This is a genomic window from Streptomyces malaysiense (genome assembly GCF_000980885.2).
GTDB lineage: Bacteria > Actinomycetota > Actinomycetes > Streptomycetales > Streptomycetaceae > Streptomyces > Streptomyces malaysiense.
Map to the genome: position 1 here is coordinate 1 of NZ_LBDA02000032.1, position 16,609 is coordinate 16,609.

Here is a 16,609-nt window from a genome sequence, read left to right on the forward strand (position 1 = left end):
GGTATTTCTGCCGCCACTTGGCCACTGGCCCCGGCTGATCGGCAGGGAAGAGGCCCGCTTCACATCAGGGGCCGGTTCTCTGGTACCACGGCTGCATGGAAATCGATCGGTTCATAGGCATCGACCTCGCCTGGGCACAGAGCGGAGCCCGCGCCAAGCCCAATGAAACAGGCGTGGCCGCCATCGACGCGCACGGCGTCGTGATCGAATGCGGCTGGACCCGTGGCCTCGACGAGACGATGGCATGGCTGGCCAGGACAGCCGTCGACGGATCGACCCTGGCATTCGTCGACGCACCGCTGGTCGTCGACAACCCGGTCGGCCAGAGGCCGTGCGAAAGGGAGGTCGGCCAGCGGTACGGCCGTTGGAAGGTGAGTGCGAACAGCACCAACCAGAGCTCTCCCCGACAGGCCGGAGTGCTGCTGCGGGAACGGTTGCAGGAGTCGGGCTGGGCCTACGACGACGGCAGGGGCGGGCCGCCGACCGGTGGTCTGGTCTTCTCCGAGTGCTATCCGTACACGACCCTGGTCGGAGCCGCCGAGCTGGGCTACGACCAGGAACGCCCCACGTACAAGCGCCGACCGGCACGAGTTCCGACGGCACAGTGGCGGGCGGTACGGGCGGCGGAGTGCGACAGGCTGATCGGGCACATGGCGGGCCTGGCCACCGCCGATCCGCCCCTCCTGCTCTCCTCCCACCCGGTCTCCCGTCAACTGGTTTCTGAGCCCTCACCCCAGAAGGCAGCTGACTACAAGCATCGGGAGGACCTCATCGACGCGCTGCTCTGTGCGTGGACGGCCGCGCTGTGGTTCCGGCACGGACTGGCGCGCTGCCAAGTACTCGGAGCGGACAGCTCCCTGCCTCCGGGTCAGGCTCCCACCATCATCGCGCCTGCTCGCCCTGAGCAGCGGCGTGACCGTGGGGCGAGGTGATTCGAGGGAACTCAGCCGCTCGACGGGCCGTCGTCGGTGGCGTCACGGCGCGGATCGCCTCCTTTCCCCGTCAGGTGTCGAGTGTGAACAGGCGACTGACCAACTCCGGGTAGAGGAGGCCTGCTTCGGCGAGAATCTTCCGGAGAGCTTCCGGTGGGCCCTTCTGCAGCGGGGTCGGAGAACCGGCGCGGCCGGGTACCGCGGAAAGGTCGCCGCCGCTGAACCGTGATTCCGGTGTGGCAGGGGGGCGTACCTGGTAGGTGCGCCAGACGCGTGCCGGGGGATTCAGCAGGACCAGGTAGGGGTCCGCCCACGCCATGAAGGCCCAGCGGTTCTTGCTGCGGGCTCGTACGAGCACGCCTTCGGTGTGGTGCCGTCCAAGTCGTTCGGCGGCCTTGGCCACGACCGGAAGCGGATTGCCGAAGGAGCCCGTGATCTCCCAGAGGCCGTCCTCGCACGTGACCGACCAGCCGGCCGCGGTGAGCCCCTCGACCACCTCCGCGTAGGGGTCGTCCTCCTGTGCCAGGGTGATGAGTCTGTCCACCTCGCTCCAGGGCGCCACGCGGGCGAGCGCCCGCTCCGGCGGGATCATCAGGTCCTCCGCCTCGGCGGGCTCGGCACGCGCGATCATCGTCTTGCTGCCGTGCCAGGCGCGGGCGGCCAGTACGTCGTGCTCGCCGCCGCCGGTGAAAGTGGCGTCCTGGGCAAGCAGTGTCATCACCACGGCCGCCACCGCGTCCAGTCGTCGCCGGGTCTCCGGCGGAGCGTCGTGGTCCGCCTCGCTCGGCGGGTCTTCGGAACCGAGTGCTTCGAGGAGGCGGCTGAGTCCGTCGCGCCAGCTCTGGTCCTGCTCGTCCCAGGCTCCCGCGGCCAGGAGCTGGACGTACAGGTTGGCCACGAGCAGCCGGACCGGAACCGGTGCTGCGGCTGAACCGTCAGGGCCCGCGAGCGTCCCGACCCAGCGCTGGGCCCAGGCGCGACAACGGGCACGCTGCTCTGGCGCGACGTAGGGGGCGAGCGGCTCGCTCGTGGTGGGTAGGTCCGCCTCCTCCGTCTCGTCCTCGTGCTCTTCGTCGTCCTCCTCCCGCACGCCAACGGTGACCGCCGATACGATCCACCGCGACGAGGATGCCTGCGGCAGGTCGAGCTGCGAGGTGCCGAACGCCAGATCCGTCAACGGCGCTCCGATCATCCGGCGGCAGTCGGCGAGGTAGGCGTCCCAGTGGTCGACGCCGCTCGATGCCACCGAGCCCGCTGTCGCGTCTCCCGCCGGGCTCGCCCGAGGAGCGGACGCTGCGGCGGTGAGCTCGCGAAGGCGCAGCAGATCGGTTTCGAAACGGCGTGCGGCACGCTCGTCGGCGAACAGGGTCTGCGCCGTGTAGTCGTATCTCAGCCGGGGACCGCTGTCGGCGCTGTGGCGCCGTGCGCAGTGCACGGGGCTGTAGACGAAGACGACGGCGGATTCGGCGGTGGTGCCGTCAGGACGCGTGCAGGTGGCACGAACCGCCGCACCAGGAACCTCCGGCAGCGGGAAGGAACAGGCCGACGCCCCCGCCGGAATGGTTCCGGTCCGCGTCCAGGAACCCGGTGAACCGTCCGGAGACGTGCTGATCCCCACAGGCAGGGGCTGGGGGTGCGCCAGAGAGACGTGCAGGCCTTCGCTGTCCGTCTTCGCGCCCAGTAGGACGAGCGTGTGACCGGTGGACTCGAAGGGCCGGACGGTGCGGCCCGTCAGGGTCGCGAGTGAGGTGACGCGGCCCTGTTTCGGAAGCAGCGGCGCAGTGTCGGCGGCGAGTACGGCGAGCTCGCAGTTGCCACCGTCCCGGGTGCTGGTGCACAGCGCGGCGCGGGTGAGGTTCGGGCTCCCGGTGAGAGCGTATCGACGGCTGTCGGCCTGCCATTCGACGAACTTGCCGTGCCGCATCCGAGTCTCCTCGAGAAAACGGATCTGCGCGTCGAAGCCGCCGAGTGCCCTCTTGATCGCTCCGGCGTCGTAGCTGGACCAGCGAGGCTGGAGCCCGAGGATGGTGCGGCGGGGTGTCAGACGGCCGACCAGCCCGCTGAGGGCATGACCGGCCTCGTCGACGAACGGGGCGTACGCGTGGAGTTCGTCGACAGGACCGAGCGGCAGTTGGTCCAGCAGACTCTCCTGGAGATTGTGCAGAAGCCGGGCACCGGGTTCCGGTGCGGCCGGGGCGTTGACATGCCGTTCGGTCAGAAGAGCGGCCAGTTCCGTCAGATGACTCACTGTCCAAGGGGCCAGTTCCACGGCGGAGGGCAGTGCCTCCAACCAGTCGGAGAGGTCGGCCAGGAGTGCGTGGGAATCGTCGTCCTCGGTCTCCACCACCGTCCACAGTTCGTCGTTGGCACCCCAGCCGGACAGCGTCGGGTTCCCCGACCCCACTGCGAGCCGGCAGGCATGTTCCCCGATCAGAAGGACGACCTTGGGGTGGAACGCACGCCGGCAGGAGGCCAGGCCGTGCAGATAACTGCGGCCGGCCAAGCGCACATCAACCGGGTCGTACAGCCCTTGGGCCGCGTCACCGATCACCGCGGTGCGAGCCCCCAGACCACGGGCGACGGGTATGGCCACCTTCTCCAGAAAGGGAAGATCAACCGTGAAACCCAGGAAGAGCGCTTCATGCAGCGCCTGCTGATCGCTGCGTTCGCTCCACTCCCTAAGCAGCGTGACGGGGGATGCGAACTGGGTGTGCCGTGCCGCGCTCATGGGTTCGTCTCCAGGATTCGCCGTCCCTCCGCGGTGACGGTGTGGCAGTCGTCGCGGACGGCGAAGAGCCCCAGCTGCGCTGCCAAGGAGCCCAGTTGGGGGATGCGGGTGCCGATGTCGGAGTCTCCTTCGTCACCGGTCTTGAAATAGCGCTCGTTGCGAAGGTGCAGACGGGAGAAGATCTTCAGCCCGCCGGTCGCGGAATCGGTGCGCAGCTTCGCGAGAGCGACTCTGCGGGACTGGGCGAGCATGTCGTCCACCAGCCGGGCGGCCAGGTCGCGGACCGGCCGGTCGGCGTAGTCGTCGATGAGGCCGTCGACCCACGTCGGGTCGAGGAACTCGGCCCAGCGCCGCTGACGGCCCAGGAAGACGGCCCGAACGTCGCCGGGCAGATGACCCTCTCGGGAGCGCAGCGCACCCACCATCAGGAGCAGCACATTGGTCATCGGGGCATCGGTACCCTGCGCCAGGAGCTGTCGTTCGACGGGCAGCAACTGACCCGCCGCGTTCTTGAGTGGAGGCAGATCGCCCAGGACCCGCCCTACAACCGCATCCGGGGCCTGCTGCGCCAGCCAGTCGCGCAGTTCCTCGGCCGACCGGTCGGCCTCGCCGTCCTTGGAGCCGACATCGGCCACCAATGCCGCCCACAGCCGGCGCCAGGCGCCGACGGAGTAATGGCGCAGCAGCACTCCCCGCCAACCGGCCGTCTCGGGAATCGCCGCCAGAACGGGATCCGTTGTCGCCTCCTCGCCGAAGGCCACCGCAGAGCGCAGCGTCTCCTGGTACCCGTCGCCGTCATGGCCGTGGAGATCGATCGCCCGGCCGAGGATACGTAGGGTCGCACGCCGCGTGCGGTCGGACGCCTCCCAGTCCCCCTGCGCGTCGGTTCCTCCGCCACGGGTTGCGGTCAGTACGCCCGTCAGCCATTCCCGCTCGGCCGCACACGGGACACCAAGAGCCGCCTGCCCCGCTGTCTCCAGGTCGGCCAAGGACACGACGTCCCGCGCCGCGAGAGACAGCACAGGGGCGAAGAGCTCCCTGACGGCAGGAGGGCACGGGTGTCGGCCGGGTCTGAGCACTCCGTCCCGGACGTCCACGGTGCCGAGCACCGTGGCGGGTCCGCCGTACTGGTCCCAAAAGCCCCAGCGGCGGGGCGAGTACGACTGGCTCAGCTGCTCCTCGTCGGCAGCTCGCGCGAGTTCCAGTTCCTCAGCGCAGAAACGCCGCACCCGATCGGCCCCGTGGGCAAGCCGCGCCGGGTCTGCCTCCGTGTGATGCTGGAGCGCCGCCAGGAGGACCTCGCTGCGGCGGACCGACCGGCGGCAGGCGGTGATGTCCCATGCGTTCCGATCTGCGTGCGCCGCGATCGCCGCGTACAGCGAGTGGTAACGGATGTAGCGGGTCACGGTGGACACTCCGGGAACCAACCGGTCCACAGCCCGCATCACCGGGCCCTCCACCGCCAAGGGATACCGCCCGGACCGCACGCCCAATCCCTCGAGCGCCCATGCCGGCCCACGGACATCCGCTGTCACTTGCCACCTCTTGTTGGTTGCCGGAGCGTTGCATCGACAGGGGCTACCTGACCCTGCCTCAGGGTAGATGCTGATCTCGGACGAGAGGCCAGTACCGTCGACTGGACTGGGGAAGTTGCCGGGACACGCCCGATCTCGCCTCAAGGGCGTCCGAGACTTGGCTTTCGACAACGCCCGGTTGAGTTCGGTGCTGACGCAGGCGATCGATTCACGAACCCCATGGGGCAGCAGACGACAGACAGCGCGTTAACGGGCTCCGCCATGCCGTCCACATGCAGGGCGGTTGCATGTTCCCGGCTCCCAGATGCCCTGCGGGACCGCGGTGGTCAGGGCGGCTCTGAGCCTGCTGCGCGGCCGCCGACGGTTCGCGATCTTTCGCAGCAGGGCCCTTGGGACGATGCGGTCGCGGTTCGCCCGGATCGCGCGCCGGCCGGGGCCGGTGGTCTGCGTTCGTCACGTCGCGCCGCGGCGGGCGCGCCCGGGTGATCATGTCGGTCATTGGATCCAGGACCGTCGCCGACAGGCAATCGACTATTCGTTCGCCGAGCTGCCGATCTTCGTCATCATCCGCACCAGCGAACGAGGGCCTGCACCTCAGAAGGCCACTTCTGAGACACGCCCCAATGGGCTGGTGTCCGAGTGGAGAGTCCAAGTCCCCCTCGGACACATCTCGCGACGAGGACCATGACCTTGGGGTCATGGTCCTCGTCGTGTTTTCGTGGGCCTGTCGTGCGGGCCTGCTCGCCGTCGAAGTCCGTGCTGTCGCAGCCCGTGCGATGCGCGGATCCGGCCGTCGGCCGGTGGTCGGGCGGCGGTCGGTGGACGACGGGTTCGGGTGGGGCTCGCCGGGCCGCGGCCCGTAGGGGCAGTGGGCCGGGGGAGTCGTGGCCGTCCCGGTCGTCGCGCGCGGGGCGCCGGGGCCGGTGGAGTGGCCGGGTGGTGTCACGCGGACGGTGACGCGTCGGCCGGCCGCGGTTGCTCTGCCCGTGTGTCCTCGTGGTGCCGGTACGAGAGCATCAGGCACTTCGGCGGCGACCCGCACCGGACCGTCCGGCGCCGTGTTCCCGCTCCAGGCGCCCGAGGGAGGCGGGCGTGCCGTCCGTGGGGGACGGCCGGCGGAGCTTCCCGTCGAACGGGCGCCGCTCGCCCGTGCCGCGCGCCACGAGGTGTGACCGGGGCGGGAGGCGGCCGGGGCGTTGCTCGTCGCTTTCGCGATGCGGGAGGTCTTCCCGGCCCGGCGGTCGTGCTCACGGCGCCGCTGGCCCGGTCGAACGCTGACGGAGCCTCAGCACGGTGCGCGGCCCGCCTCCTCGCCGCTCCTCCGCGTCCCCGTCGGCGGTGCGGCGCGGGTTCTCCCGCCCGAGGAGTGCCGGGACCCGGACCCGGTTTCCGGCTGGTCGGGCCGGGGCCGGCACGCTGCCGCCGGACACGCCCGACGGGAGGGCCGGTGAACTCCGTTTCGGGAAAGCGCAGTTCGCCGGGGCCGGAGCGGGGCCGGCACGCGGCCGGGGGCCGTCGGTCCCGGCCGCGCCGTCGCCGTACCGGCCGACCCTGACCGCGAACTTCGCTCTCAGAAAATGCTGTTGGCCTCGTTGACATGCCGTGAGCCCGCGCGTTTCACTCGTCACCTGTGTATGGCAACGTTGTCAGGCCGTCGATCGAGGCGTCCGGCACCGAGGCCCGCACGACGTCCCTGCCCTTCGGCACATCAGCACCTGTGCGAAGCACGAAACGCTGCGGAGGCAACCGATGGTCCGACCCCGACGTTCAGCCGCGCCACGTGACCGGAAGAGAGTTCGTCAACGCCTGGCCGTGATCTCCGTCCTGGGCATCGCGGCATTCCCGCTCCCGGCGATCGGGGGCGCCCATGCCGCGAGCGCCGCGCCACCATCCCTGGTGAAGGATCCCGCGTCCCTCGTCAACCCGCTGATCGGCACGTCCGGAGAGGTGGACACCTTCCCCGGTCCCGACATGCCGGCCGGGATGGTGCAGTGGGGTCCGGACACCACGCCCCACCGGCCCTCGGGCGGTGGCTACGAGTACGCCGACAAGAAGATCTCCGGCTTCAGCCTCACCCATGTCTCCGGACCCGGCTGCGGTGTCGCCGGAGACCTGCCCATCCTGCCGGTGACCGGTGAACTCTCGGGCGACCTGGGCAACGCGTCCGCGGGCTTCAGCCACGCCGACGAACGGACCGGCATCGGGTCGTACCAGGTCACCGACGCGAACGGCGTCACGACCCGGCTGACCGACACCACCCGCGCCGGCCTCGGCTCCTTCACCTTCCCGGCGGACAGCCGGGCGAACCTGCTGTTCAAGCTCAGCGGCGGCGCCACCCAGGTGGACGGGACCCGCGTCCAGGTGGTGAACAGGAAGGAGATCAGCGGTTCCGTCGACAGCGGCCACTTCTGCGGTGCGAAGAACCGCTACACCCTGCACTTCGACATCAAGTTCGACCGGCCGTTCACCAGCAGCGGCACCTGGGTCGGCAGCACCGTCAACCCCGACGCGACGTCGCTGAAGGCGGGCAGGGCCGAGCCCGCCCCGCAGACGCACCCGTCGAAGCCGGTGAAGGAGAAGCACTTCACCGTTCCCGCCGCCCCGTCCCCGACCGTGCACGGCCCCGCCGGCTCCTCCGGCACGCCGTCCCCGGCCCCGGGTTCCGGCGCCACGCCCTCGCCGTCCGCCGCGGGCAGGACCGCCCAGCCGCCCACGACGGGCGCGAACGGGATGTTCGTGACCTTCGACACCTCCTCGAACCCCACGGTGAGGGCGAAGGTCGGCATCTCGTACACCAGCGACGCCAACGCGGCGCACAACCTCACCAGCGAGATCAAGAACTGGAACCTCGACACGGTGCGGCGGGCGAACCACGACGCCTGGAACGCGGTGCTGGACAGAGTCCGGATCGGCGGCGGCACCCGGGACCAGCAGGTGCAGTTCTACACGGCGCTCTACCACGCGCTGCTGCATCCGAACGTCTTCTCGGACGACAACGGACAGTACATGGGCATGGACAACCAGATCCACAAACTGGCCAAGGGGCAACGGGCCCAGTACGCCAACTACTCGGGCTGGGACACCTACCGCTCCCAGACCCAGCTGATGGCGATGGCCGAGCCCAGGGTCACCAGCGACGTGGTCACCTCGATGCTCAACGGCTACGACCAGACGGGCCTGCTCCCCAAGTGGGCCTCCAACAACGGCGAGAGCTACGTCATGGTCGGTGACCCGGCGGCCGGCATCATCGCCGACGCGTACGCCTTCGGCGCCCGGGGCTTCGACACGGGCAAGGCCCTCGCCGCCCTCCAGCACGAGGCCACCGCCCCGAACAACGACCGTCCCGGCGAGTCCGTACGGGACGCCAAGGGCTACCTCCCGCTGGACGAGAACGACTACGGGTGCTGCAACTTCTACGGTCCCGTCTCCACCCAGTTGGAGTACGACTCCGCCGACTACGCCCTCGCCGCCTTCGCCAAGTCGCTGGGCAGGACGTCCGTCTACCGGAAGTTCGCCACCCGCGCCCAGGACTGGATGAACGTCTTCAACCCGCAGACCGGATACATGCAGGCGAAGGACAAGGACGGCCGGTTCGCCGGCGGGTTCACCCCGGGCACCTCCAACGGCTTCGTCGAGGGCACGTCGGCCCAGTACACGCCGATGGTCCCGTTCAACCTGAAGCAGCTCATCCAGGCGCGCGGCGGTGACCAGGCGTACTCGTCCTACCTGGACAGCCTGCTCGACGACATCACCGACCCCGGCAACACCGACGCCAACCTGAGCAACGAGCCCAGCGTGGAGATCCCCTGGGAGTACGACTACACGGGGCAGCCGTGGAAGACCCAGGAGGCCGTCCGGGCGGCCCAGCGGAACCTGTACTTCAACGCCCCGGTCGGCTCCTTCGGCAACGACGACCTCGGCGCGATGAGTTCCTGGTACGTCTGGTCCGAGCTGGGCATGTACCCCGAGACCCCGGGCACGGACATCCTGGCGCTCGGCAGCCCGGCCTTCCCGGTGGCGCAGGTGAGGCTCGCCGGCGGCAGGACGGTGCGGATCAACGCGCCGCAGGCGGCGCCCGACGCCCCGTACGTGCGGTCGCTCGACGTCAAGGGCAAGCGGTGGAACAGCTCCTGGCTGACGTACGGGCAGTTCAAGGGCGCGGGCACCCTGGACTTCACCCTCGGCACCCAGCCGGACAAGTCCTGGGCCTCCGGCCCGGCGGCGGCGCCGCCGTCGGACACCACGGGCGGGGGCCGTGTCCTGGCCGCGGCCGGCCCGGCCGGTGACGGCCTCGTGCTCCAGCCGGGCACTTCCGGTGACGGCACACTCGGCCTCACCAACCTCGGCGGCAAGGACGTCACCGTCGACTGGAAGGCGACGGCTCCCTCGGGCGTGACGCTCGACCCGGCGTCCGGCTCGGTGAAGGTGCCCGCCTCGGGCAGCGCCGAGGCGAAGATCCATGTGACGGCCGGCGCGAGCGAGGGGACGTTCCCCGTCACCTTCGCGCTGACCGACCACGGCACCGGGACACCACTGAACGGGGCGGCCCTGCGGGTCGCCGTGGCCAAGGCCGGCGAACTGTGGCCGTACGACACCAACGAGGGCGTCTACCCCGACGGTACGACCTTCTCCGGCGGCTTCGACCACGGCGGCTGGGCGTTCTCGCAGAACGCGCTGTCGGCGGCCGGCGCCACCGGCGGCTCCACCCTCACGGTCGACGGCGTCTCCTACACCTGGCCGGCGATCGCGTCCGGTCGGCCGGACAACCTGGAGATGGCCGGCCAGACCATCCCGATGCCGGCCGGCACGTCGGGTGCGTCGCTGGGCCTGCTGGGCACGGCGACCAACGCACCGACCGACGGCAGCGGGGTCTCGGGCACGATGACCGTCAGGTACACCGACGGCACCACCGCCAAGGCGACGGTCGGTTTCTCGGACTGGACGCTCAACGCCGGTTCGACCAAGCCGATGGCGGGTGACACCACGGCTCTCACCACGGGTTACCGGAACACGGGCAGCGGCGGCCGCGACGGCGTGAAGACCTACGTCTTCGCCACGAAGATCCCGCTCGACCCGTCCAAGCAGGTGGCCTCGATCACCCTGCCGGTGACGGGTTCGACGGGCAGCGACCACCTGTTCGCCTACGGCTTCGGCCGGTGAGGTCCGGCAGGCGCCGATGACGGTGGGCCCTGCCCGCCGACTCCCGCCCGCTCCCCTCCGATCCCGTCCAATCCCGCCCGCTCCCGTCCTGACGAGGACGGGAGCGGGCGGGCTCCTACGAGCCGCCGCTCAGCTCGGCGACCAGATCCCCGGCGGTCACACGGACCAGGTCCTGCGAGGCGTCCCCGGCTCCGGGGAAGAGGCGGTAGTACGTGCCCGAGGCGCGTGCGGGCCCGATGGTGCCCTGCACCGTGGCCAGGAACACCCGTGTGCCGGAGGCGAGTTCGGCCGCCGCCGTGTCGGGGTCCGGGTGCGGCAGCCGCTCCTCGGCCGCCCGGAGGGAGGAGACGCGGGCGGCGAACGCGGCCGCGTCCTCGTCCGGTCGGCGCCGGTACCGCAGCAGTGCGGGCTCCGGGTCCCGGCACACCACCGCCACCTCGGGGGAGCGCGCCGCGGCCCGCCGTACCGTCAGGTCCCAGAGGGTGGTCCGGTTGCCGGAGCCGAACTGCTCCCACAGGTCCCGGGCCACCGTGGCCAGCTGGGTGCCGCCGTGCGAGCCGATGCTCTGGAAGCCGTTCGTGGACGGCAGATGGGCGTCCGTCCACAGCGCCCGGCGCCTGCCCAGGTCCACGACCATCGGCAGGCACACGCGCGAGTCGCCCGCCAGGTCGAAGCGCTGGCGGACCGTGCGCGGGTCGTACGAGGCGTCACGCGGACCCTGCTCGGGCAGCGCCATGAAGCCCGCGAAGGCGTCCCGCAACTCCTCGAACGGCACGTTGTTGAAACTGAGGACGAGCGGGACGGCGTAGGCGTCCCCGCGTTCCGCCAGCAGCTCCAGGTCCAGGTCCACGTACTCGGTCGCGCCTCGCGGGGCCGGGGCGGAGGTGAGGTCACCGGAGTGGACCGCGGCCCGCGTGCCGTGCACCAGGTTCGTGTAGTCGCACAAGCCGGTGAACTGCCACTCGGCGTCGAAGAACGCGACCGACAGGTCAAGGTCGGTGCGGTTGCCATGGGGTTCGGTCCAGTGCAGGAACAGCCGCAGCACCGCGCCCTCGGGCAGCGTCTGGGTGCTGCCCCGGGGCACCGAGACGAGCGCTTTCGCGGTGGACCGCTCGGTGAACGGCACGGTGAGGTCGGCCAGGCCCGCGTCCAGCACCGACAGCTCGTACGGCTCCCCGGCGGCGAACCGGCGCAGCAGCTCGGCCTCCAGCAGCGTGACCGCCGCCGTGGCCAGCCCGGCGGGCAGCGGGGCCCGCCGCTCCGGCACGGACAGGGCGCGGGTGACCTCGCCGCGCGGGAAGAACACCCGGCGGCGGCCGGCCCGATCCTCGGTACGGACCCGCAGGGCCCCGAACGCCGACAGCAGCGGCCCCGGGCCCACCTTCGGCAGGCCGTGCAGCAGGGCCTTCTCCAGCTCCGGCACGAGGGTGTCGCCGGTGTGCAGGCGCAGCAACAGGTCGAGACGGCGCACCAGTTCGCCGGGGCGCTCCCCGGCGAGGGCCGCGGCCCGGCCCGCGTCGCCCTCGGCCACCGCCTGTTCCAGGCGTCCGGCCCAGGTGGCCGGGCGGAGCCGGACGCCGTCGACCCGGACGGCGTCCGGGTGCGCGGCGGCCGTCGCCAGCAGAGCGGCGCCGAAGGCCGTGCCGGGATCCACCCGGGTCCCGCGCAGCACGGCGAAGGCGAGGGCGGCCCGCGGATGCCGGGAGTGCCGTTCGAAGGGGTGCAGTACCTCCGCGGCCCGCTTCCACGCCGTGGGGTGCCGCAGCACGTCCTCCACCAGGTACGGCGTCGGCAGGGCGTCGAGGGCCACGAGGAGTTCGCGGCGCAGCGGGCGCGGCGGGCTGGTGAAGGACGACAGGGCCACCAGTCCGGCGTCGCCGCCGGAGAGCACGGCGAGCAGCCGCAGCACGTCGGTGGCGGTGGTGAGCCGCTCGGTCAGCAGCTTCCGCGCGGGAAGCCCGGCCGGGGGCTCGCGCAGCAGCGCGCCCAGCACCAGTGCCTTGGTCTCCCGGACCGGGATCTCCTCCGGCAGCAGGCCCCGGCCGGCCGGGGTGAGCGGCAGCAGCGTCAGCAGGTCGTCGCGGTCCTGCGGGGAGAGCGGGGTGCGGCGGGCGAGCAGGGAGTCCACCACGGCGGTGGCGTCGGCGGCCCGGTCGGCGCCGACGCGCAGCAGCCGCAGCGGGCCGGGCCGCGGTGCCTTGGCGGCGCCGACCGCACGCACCGGTCGCAGGAAGGGGTCGTCCGCGTCGATCCGCCGGTGGCAGACCGGGCAGCCCGCGTAGTCGGATCCGTCCCAGCACAGCCGGCACACCAGGTGGGCGCAGGGCGAGACGGGGAACACCGTGCGGGCCTCGCCGCACAGCACGCAGGGGTGGTCCGGCTGCTGGAGCAGGAAGGCGAAGACCCGGTCCACGTACAGCGCCTCGGTGTCCCGGGGCACGGTGTGCGGGAAGCGGCGGAAGAGCGGGACGTGCACGCGGTCGCTGCCGAGCAGGCCGTCGACGAGCCCGACCAGCCGGGAGTGCGCGGCCGCCAGCTCCTGCGAGGTCAATGAGCCGAGTGCCGTGTGCAGTTCGGCGGACGGGACATGACCGCGGCCGAGCAGTTCGGCCTCCAGCCGGCGCAGTGCCGGTCCTGTTCCGCTGCCGGACGCGGACGGTGTGTCCACGTAGACGGTCTGGATTCGGCGCAGCAGTACGGACTCGGCAGCGAGCAACAGGGGATTCCCCTCCACGATGACCCGGGACAGAAGAACGGGGGCGGAGAGTGGGCGCGCCGGGTCTTTTTTCGAAGAAGGTGAGAAGGATGCGCGCCGGGGAGCCGCCCCCGTTGCCCTGATCCCATCACAACGCCTGCCGCGAGCCAAACGAATTAACCGGTCGGTGCCACAAGGGTGCTCGGTCACCGGACACTTGCCTTTTTGCCGGGTCGTGCGCCGGGCGGCCGTCAGGAGTCCTGCGGGGCCTTGACGATGGCGCCGTGCTTGTCGATGGTGTGCGTCTGCCAGTAGATGTCCCACTTGTCGTCGACGTGCTTCGGGGTCTTGTCCTCGGGATAACGGAAGGTGCCCTTCGGGACCTCGTGGCCGTCGTCGACGCACTGGCCCCCGGTCGCGCCGATGTTCTGCACGGGGTACTGGCCGTCCGAGCAGATCGCGTCGGCTGTCGTGCAGCCGGCCAGCAGTGCGGCGGAGGCGGCGGTGACGCAGGCCGCGAGTGCCGCGGCGGTCCCGGTGGCCCGTCGGCGGGCGCGGTGCGTGGTCATGTGTTTCCCCTTCCGCGGGAACGGTCTGTGACGCACCAAGCCTGGAGGAAGGGCGGGAGCGGGCGGATGGGCGCACGTACTCATTCACGGGGGCCGCAAGCGTGAGTACCTCTGCGCAGAGGTGCCCCTCTCCCCTCTTGTCGCCTTGTCGGCGCGCCACTTGACCGGCCGGACGGCTCGGCGCGGCTCTCGCGAGAGTGCCCGGGGCCGGGGCCGCGGGGCCCCCTCCGGGCCCCGGCCGCGGGCCGCGGGCCCGGACTTCGGCGGAGCGGGCCGGCACCGGCCGGCCGATGTCAACCGAGGAGGCACCGGGACGCTGCCGCCCGTGCGGTGCCCCGCGCGGCGGAGCCGGACCGAACTCCCGTCTTGTGTGCGGAAGTTCTCGACGAGATGGCACCCGGCCGTGAACCGTCACCGAGATCGCCGCGGCGGCGGTCAGTGCTTGTGCGTCAGAACGCGCAGGGTTCTGCCCAGCGGCGGGTTCACGGAACCGCGGAGTATTCCGGTGCCCCGCGCGAGTACGGCTTCCGCCGTGAGGAGTTCGATCTCCACCAGTGCGCCGGCGAGACGTCGGCCGCCGGGCGAGGTGAGGGTGCACAGGGGTCTCGCGGCCGACAGGGAGGTCTGCGCGAGCGTGATTTGATCGGCCATCAGTTCTCGAAGGGCCGAGCCGCCGGCGCCGGTCCTCAGGTCGTCCATGGTGATCCCGAAGCGTTCCATCGCCTCGACCGGGATGCCTGTGCGTCCTTCCTGGACGTCCTCGGCGAGGTCGTTGACGAAGTCGAGGCGCTGACTGCCCTCGATGAAGGTCCGGCATGCGGCGCGGTACGGCATGTCGTCCGCTTCCGGCGCGAGCAGTCCGGCGACGAGCATGAAGCCGGGGTAAGAGTAGGCGTCCACGTACGCCTGGTAGTCCGCCTCGGTGGCGAGGCCGGTGAAGCGCAGTTCGGCGGTCGCGGTCGCCAGGTAGGTCTCCACGAGGCCGCCCAGCCGGGGGTGGACGGAGACGGTGTGCGCGAGGGTGCGCAGGAGCGGGCTGTCGCTCGTACCCGTCCGCAGGGCGTCCCGTACTTGCCGCTCCCAGGAGGCCCACGCCGCCTCGCGCCGCGGCAGGGGGCCGGTGTCCAGCAGGTTGTCGCCGTGGTGCATCACGGCGGTCGCGGCCACCACGTGCGGCAGCAGGGCGCGGGGCAGCAGCAGCCTGGCCGCGAGGTACGCGGTGCGCCGGAAGCGTCGTACCGACCGCCGTTGACGGCCGTAGTCCCTGCGCAGTCCCGGCTCCCGGACACCGGCGGCGTCCAGGCTCTTCGTCCACCCTCGCATGGACCGATCCTAGGGTTCGGGCGGCCGCTCTCGGACAGCCGGGTGCCCGTCGCGGCGGCGCGCCCGGTCTCGTGGTCCGGGCGCGCCGCCGTCCCGGGGCCGGGCCGGTGCCGGGTCGGCCTCGCCCGGGTGAGGGGTCCGGGGTCCCGGACGGCTCGCGCGGGGACGGCATGCGAGGAGGCGATGTGTGACCCCGAAGCGCCTCCGGCCCGTCCTTCGGGGCCGTGGGCGGCTACCGGGCGACGGCGGTGCCCGTGTCGAACGCGCGCATCCGGCGCAGCGGGGAGCACAGCAGGACCAGCGGGGTCGCCGACAGGGCGGCCGTCAGGAACCACAAGGCGCCGCGCACACCGGCGACTTGTCCGAGGCCGCCGGCGAGCAGACCGCTGAGCGGGAGCACGCCCCAGACCAGGAAGCGCATGGTGGCCGTCATCCGGCCCAGCAGGTGCGGGGGGCAGACCGTCTGGCGGTAGCTGACCTGGCAGATGTTGTACGTCGTGACACCGGCCGACTGGATCAGGGCGCCGAGCACGAACAGGGCGACGCGCCAGCCGTGGCCGGTCAGCGGGAGGAGCAGGCCGAAGGGCATCGTGACCAGCAGGGAGAGCCAGGTGAGACGGGCCTCGCCGAGGGCGCGGGAGAGACGTTCGGTGACCAGTGCGGCGAGCATCGAGCCGACGCCGGCCGTGGTGAGCACCCAGCCGACCGCGGCCGGCGGCAGGCCCACCGTGCGGGTCAGGAACAGCGTCTCCAGGGCGAAGATCCCGCTGAGGAAGAGGTTGACGGACGCGGTGCTGAGGGCGATCACCCGCAGGACCGGGTTGCGCAGCACATGGTGCAGGCCCTCGCGGATCTCGTGCAGGAGCGGGCCGCGTCCGGCGGGCGACGGCCGGTCCTCGCGCGCCTCGATCCGGCCCAGCAGGGCCGCCGAGACGAGGGAGGTGACCGCCTGCCCGGCCAGGGTGCCCACCGCGCCGAGGAGTTGGACGAAGAAGCCCGCGATGCCGGGACCGGCCAGCTCGGCCGTCGAACGCACCGTCTCCAGGCGCGAGTTGCCGCTCACCAGGGTCGAGCGGCCGACCAGGGTGGGCAGATAGCTCTGGTCGGCCACATCGCCGAACAGCCGGGCGCAGCCCAGCAGCAGGGCCACCACGTACAACAGCGTCATGGAGCGCAGGTCCAGCAGCCAGGCCACCGGTACCGCGGTGAGCAGCACCGCGCGCGTCAGATCGGCGGCGATCATGACGTTTCGCCGGCGCATCCGGTCGACCCAGGCGCCGGCGGGCAGCCCGAACAGCAGGAACGCCGCCTGCTCGGCCGCGGCGAGCAGACCGGCCTGCCAGGCCGAGGCGTGCAGGGTCAGCACGGCGGTCAGCGGGAGGGCGACGTAGGTGATGTTGTTGCCGAGCTCGTTGCAGATGTGCGACGCCATGAACCGGCGGAAGTCGCGCCGCTGCCGGGAGGACGGGGCGGACTCGCCGGGCCCGGAGTCGATGTCGCCGGGTGCCGCCTCGGCGGCACCGGATCCGGACGTGGCGGGCGTGTCGGTCGCGGTGTCCGGATCGGTTGCGGGGCCGGACCCGGGTTCCGCGGGGGAGGCGGGGCCGGACGAGGCCGTGGGCTGGGACACGAGAGACGTTCCTTGTCTGGTGGAGGGCGGCGGGCGC

At 71.7% G+C, this 16,609-nt stretch carries 8 protein-coding genes; 2 read left to right on the plus strand and 6 right to left on the minus strand.

Annotated features, from left to right (window positions below; all coding sequences use genetic code 11):
- Positions 1-95: 95 nt before the first annotated feature.
- Positions 96-932 carry a DUF429 domain-containing protein gene (locus VT52_RS14235; RefSeq protein WP_046423230.1) on the plus strand — a complete coding sequence of 279 codons (837 nt, stop codon included), beginning with the start codon at positions 96-98 and terminating at the stop codon, positions 930-932.
- Between the two features lie 70 nt (positions 933-1,002).
- Here the strand turns inward: VT52_RS14235 and VT52_RS14240 are convergent, their stop codons facing one another.
- Both VT52_RS14240 and VT52_RS14245 read right to left on the minus strand, forming a co-directional pair.
- Complete coding sequence (locus VT52_RS14240) at positions 1,003-3,660, minus strand: phospholipase D-like domain-containing protein (protein ID WP_046423231.1); 2,658 nt, start codon at positions 3,658-3,660, stop codon at positions 1,003-1,005.
- The gene (locus VT52_RS14245; protein ID WP_240509755.1) at positions 3,657-5,066 is read right to left on the minus strand and encodes a hypothetical protein; all 1,410 of its coding nucleotides are present in this window, start codon (positions 5,064-5,066) and stop codon (positions 3,657-3,659) included. The genes VT52_RS14240 and VT52_RS14245 overlap by 4 nt, the downstream gene beginning before the upstream one ends.
- 1,941 nt (positions 5,067-7,007) lie before the next feature.
- Here VT52_RS14245 and VT52_RS14250 point away from each other — a divergent pair.
- On the plus strand, positions 7,008-10,355 hold the full coding sequence (locus VT52_RS14250; protein WP_046423235.1) for a lectin: 3,348 nt from the start codon (positions 7,008-7,010) through the stop codon (positions 10,353-10,355).
- 115 nt (positions 10,356-10,470) lie between these two features.
- Here VT52_RS14250 and VT52_RS14255 read toward each other — a convergent pair whose 3' ends face one another.
- The 4 genes from VT52_RS14255 to VT52_RS14270 form a co-directional block, all read right to left on the minus strand.
- On the minus strand, positions 10,471-13,071 hold the full coding sequence (locus VT52_RS14255; RefSeq protein WP_046423237.1) for an MXAN_6230/SCO0854 family RING domain-containing protein: 2,601 nt from the start codon (positions 13,069-13,071) through the stop codon (positions 10,471-10,473).
- A gap of 230 nt (positions 13,072-13,301) precedes the next feature.
- Positions 13,302-13,619, minus strand: coding sequence for an SCO0607 family lipoprotein (locus VT52_RS14260; RefSeq protein WP_046423238.1), 318 nt, complete (start codon positions 13,617-13,619; stop codon positions 13,302-13,304).
- A 435-nt stretch (positions 13,620-14,054) separates the two neighbouring features.
- A complete protein-coding gene (locus tag VT52_RS14265; protein WP_046423240.1) occupies positions 14,055-14,942 on the minus strand; it encodes a squalene/phytoene synthase family protein in 888 nt (295 codons plus the stop codon).
- 232 nt (positions 14,943-15,174) lie between these two features.
- A complete protein-coding gene (locus VT52_RS14270; protein ID WP_053055561.1) occupies positions 15,175-16,572 on the minus strand; it encodes an MFS transporter in 1,398 nt (465 codons plus the stop codon).
- Between the last annotated feature and the right edge of the window lie 37 nt (positions 16,573-16,609).

Coding starts and splice junctions, on each gene's coding strand:
- VT52_RS14260 (WP_046423238.1), bottom strand. CDS start 13,619: ATGACCACGCACCGCGCCCGCCGACGGGCCACCGGGACCGCCGCGGCA.
- VT52_RS14235 (WP_046423230.1), top strand. CDS start 96: ATGGAAATCGATCGGTTCATAGGCATCGACCTCGCCTGGGCACAGAGC.
- VT52_RS14240 (WP_046423231.1), bottom strand. CDS start 3,660: ATGAGCGCGGCACGGCACACCCAGTTCGCATCCCCCGTCACGCTGCTT.
- VT52_RS14265 (WP_046423240.1), bottom strand. CDS start 14,942: ATGCGAGGGTGGACGAAGAGCCTGGACGCCGCCGGTGTCCGGGAGCCG.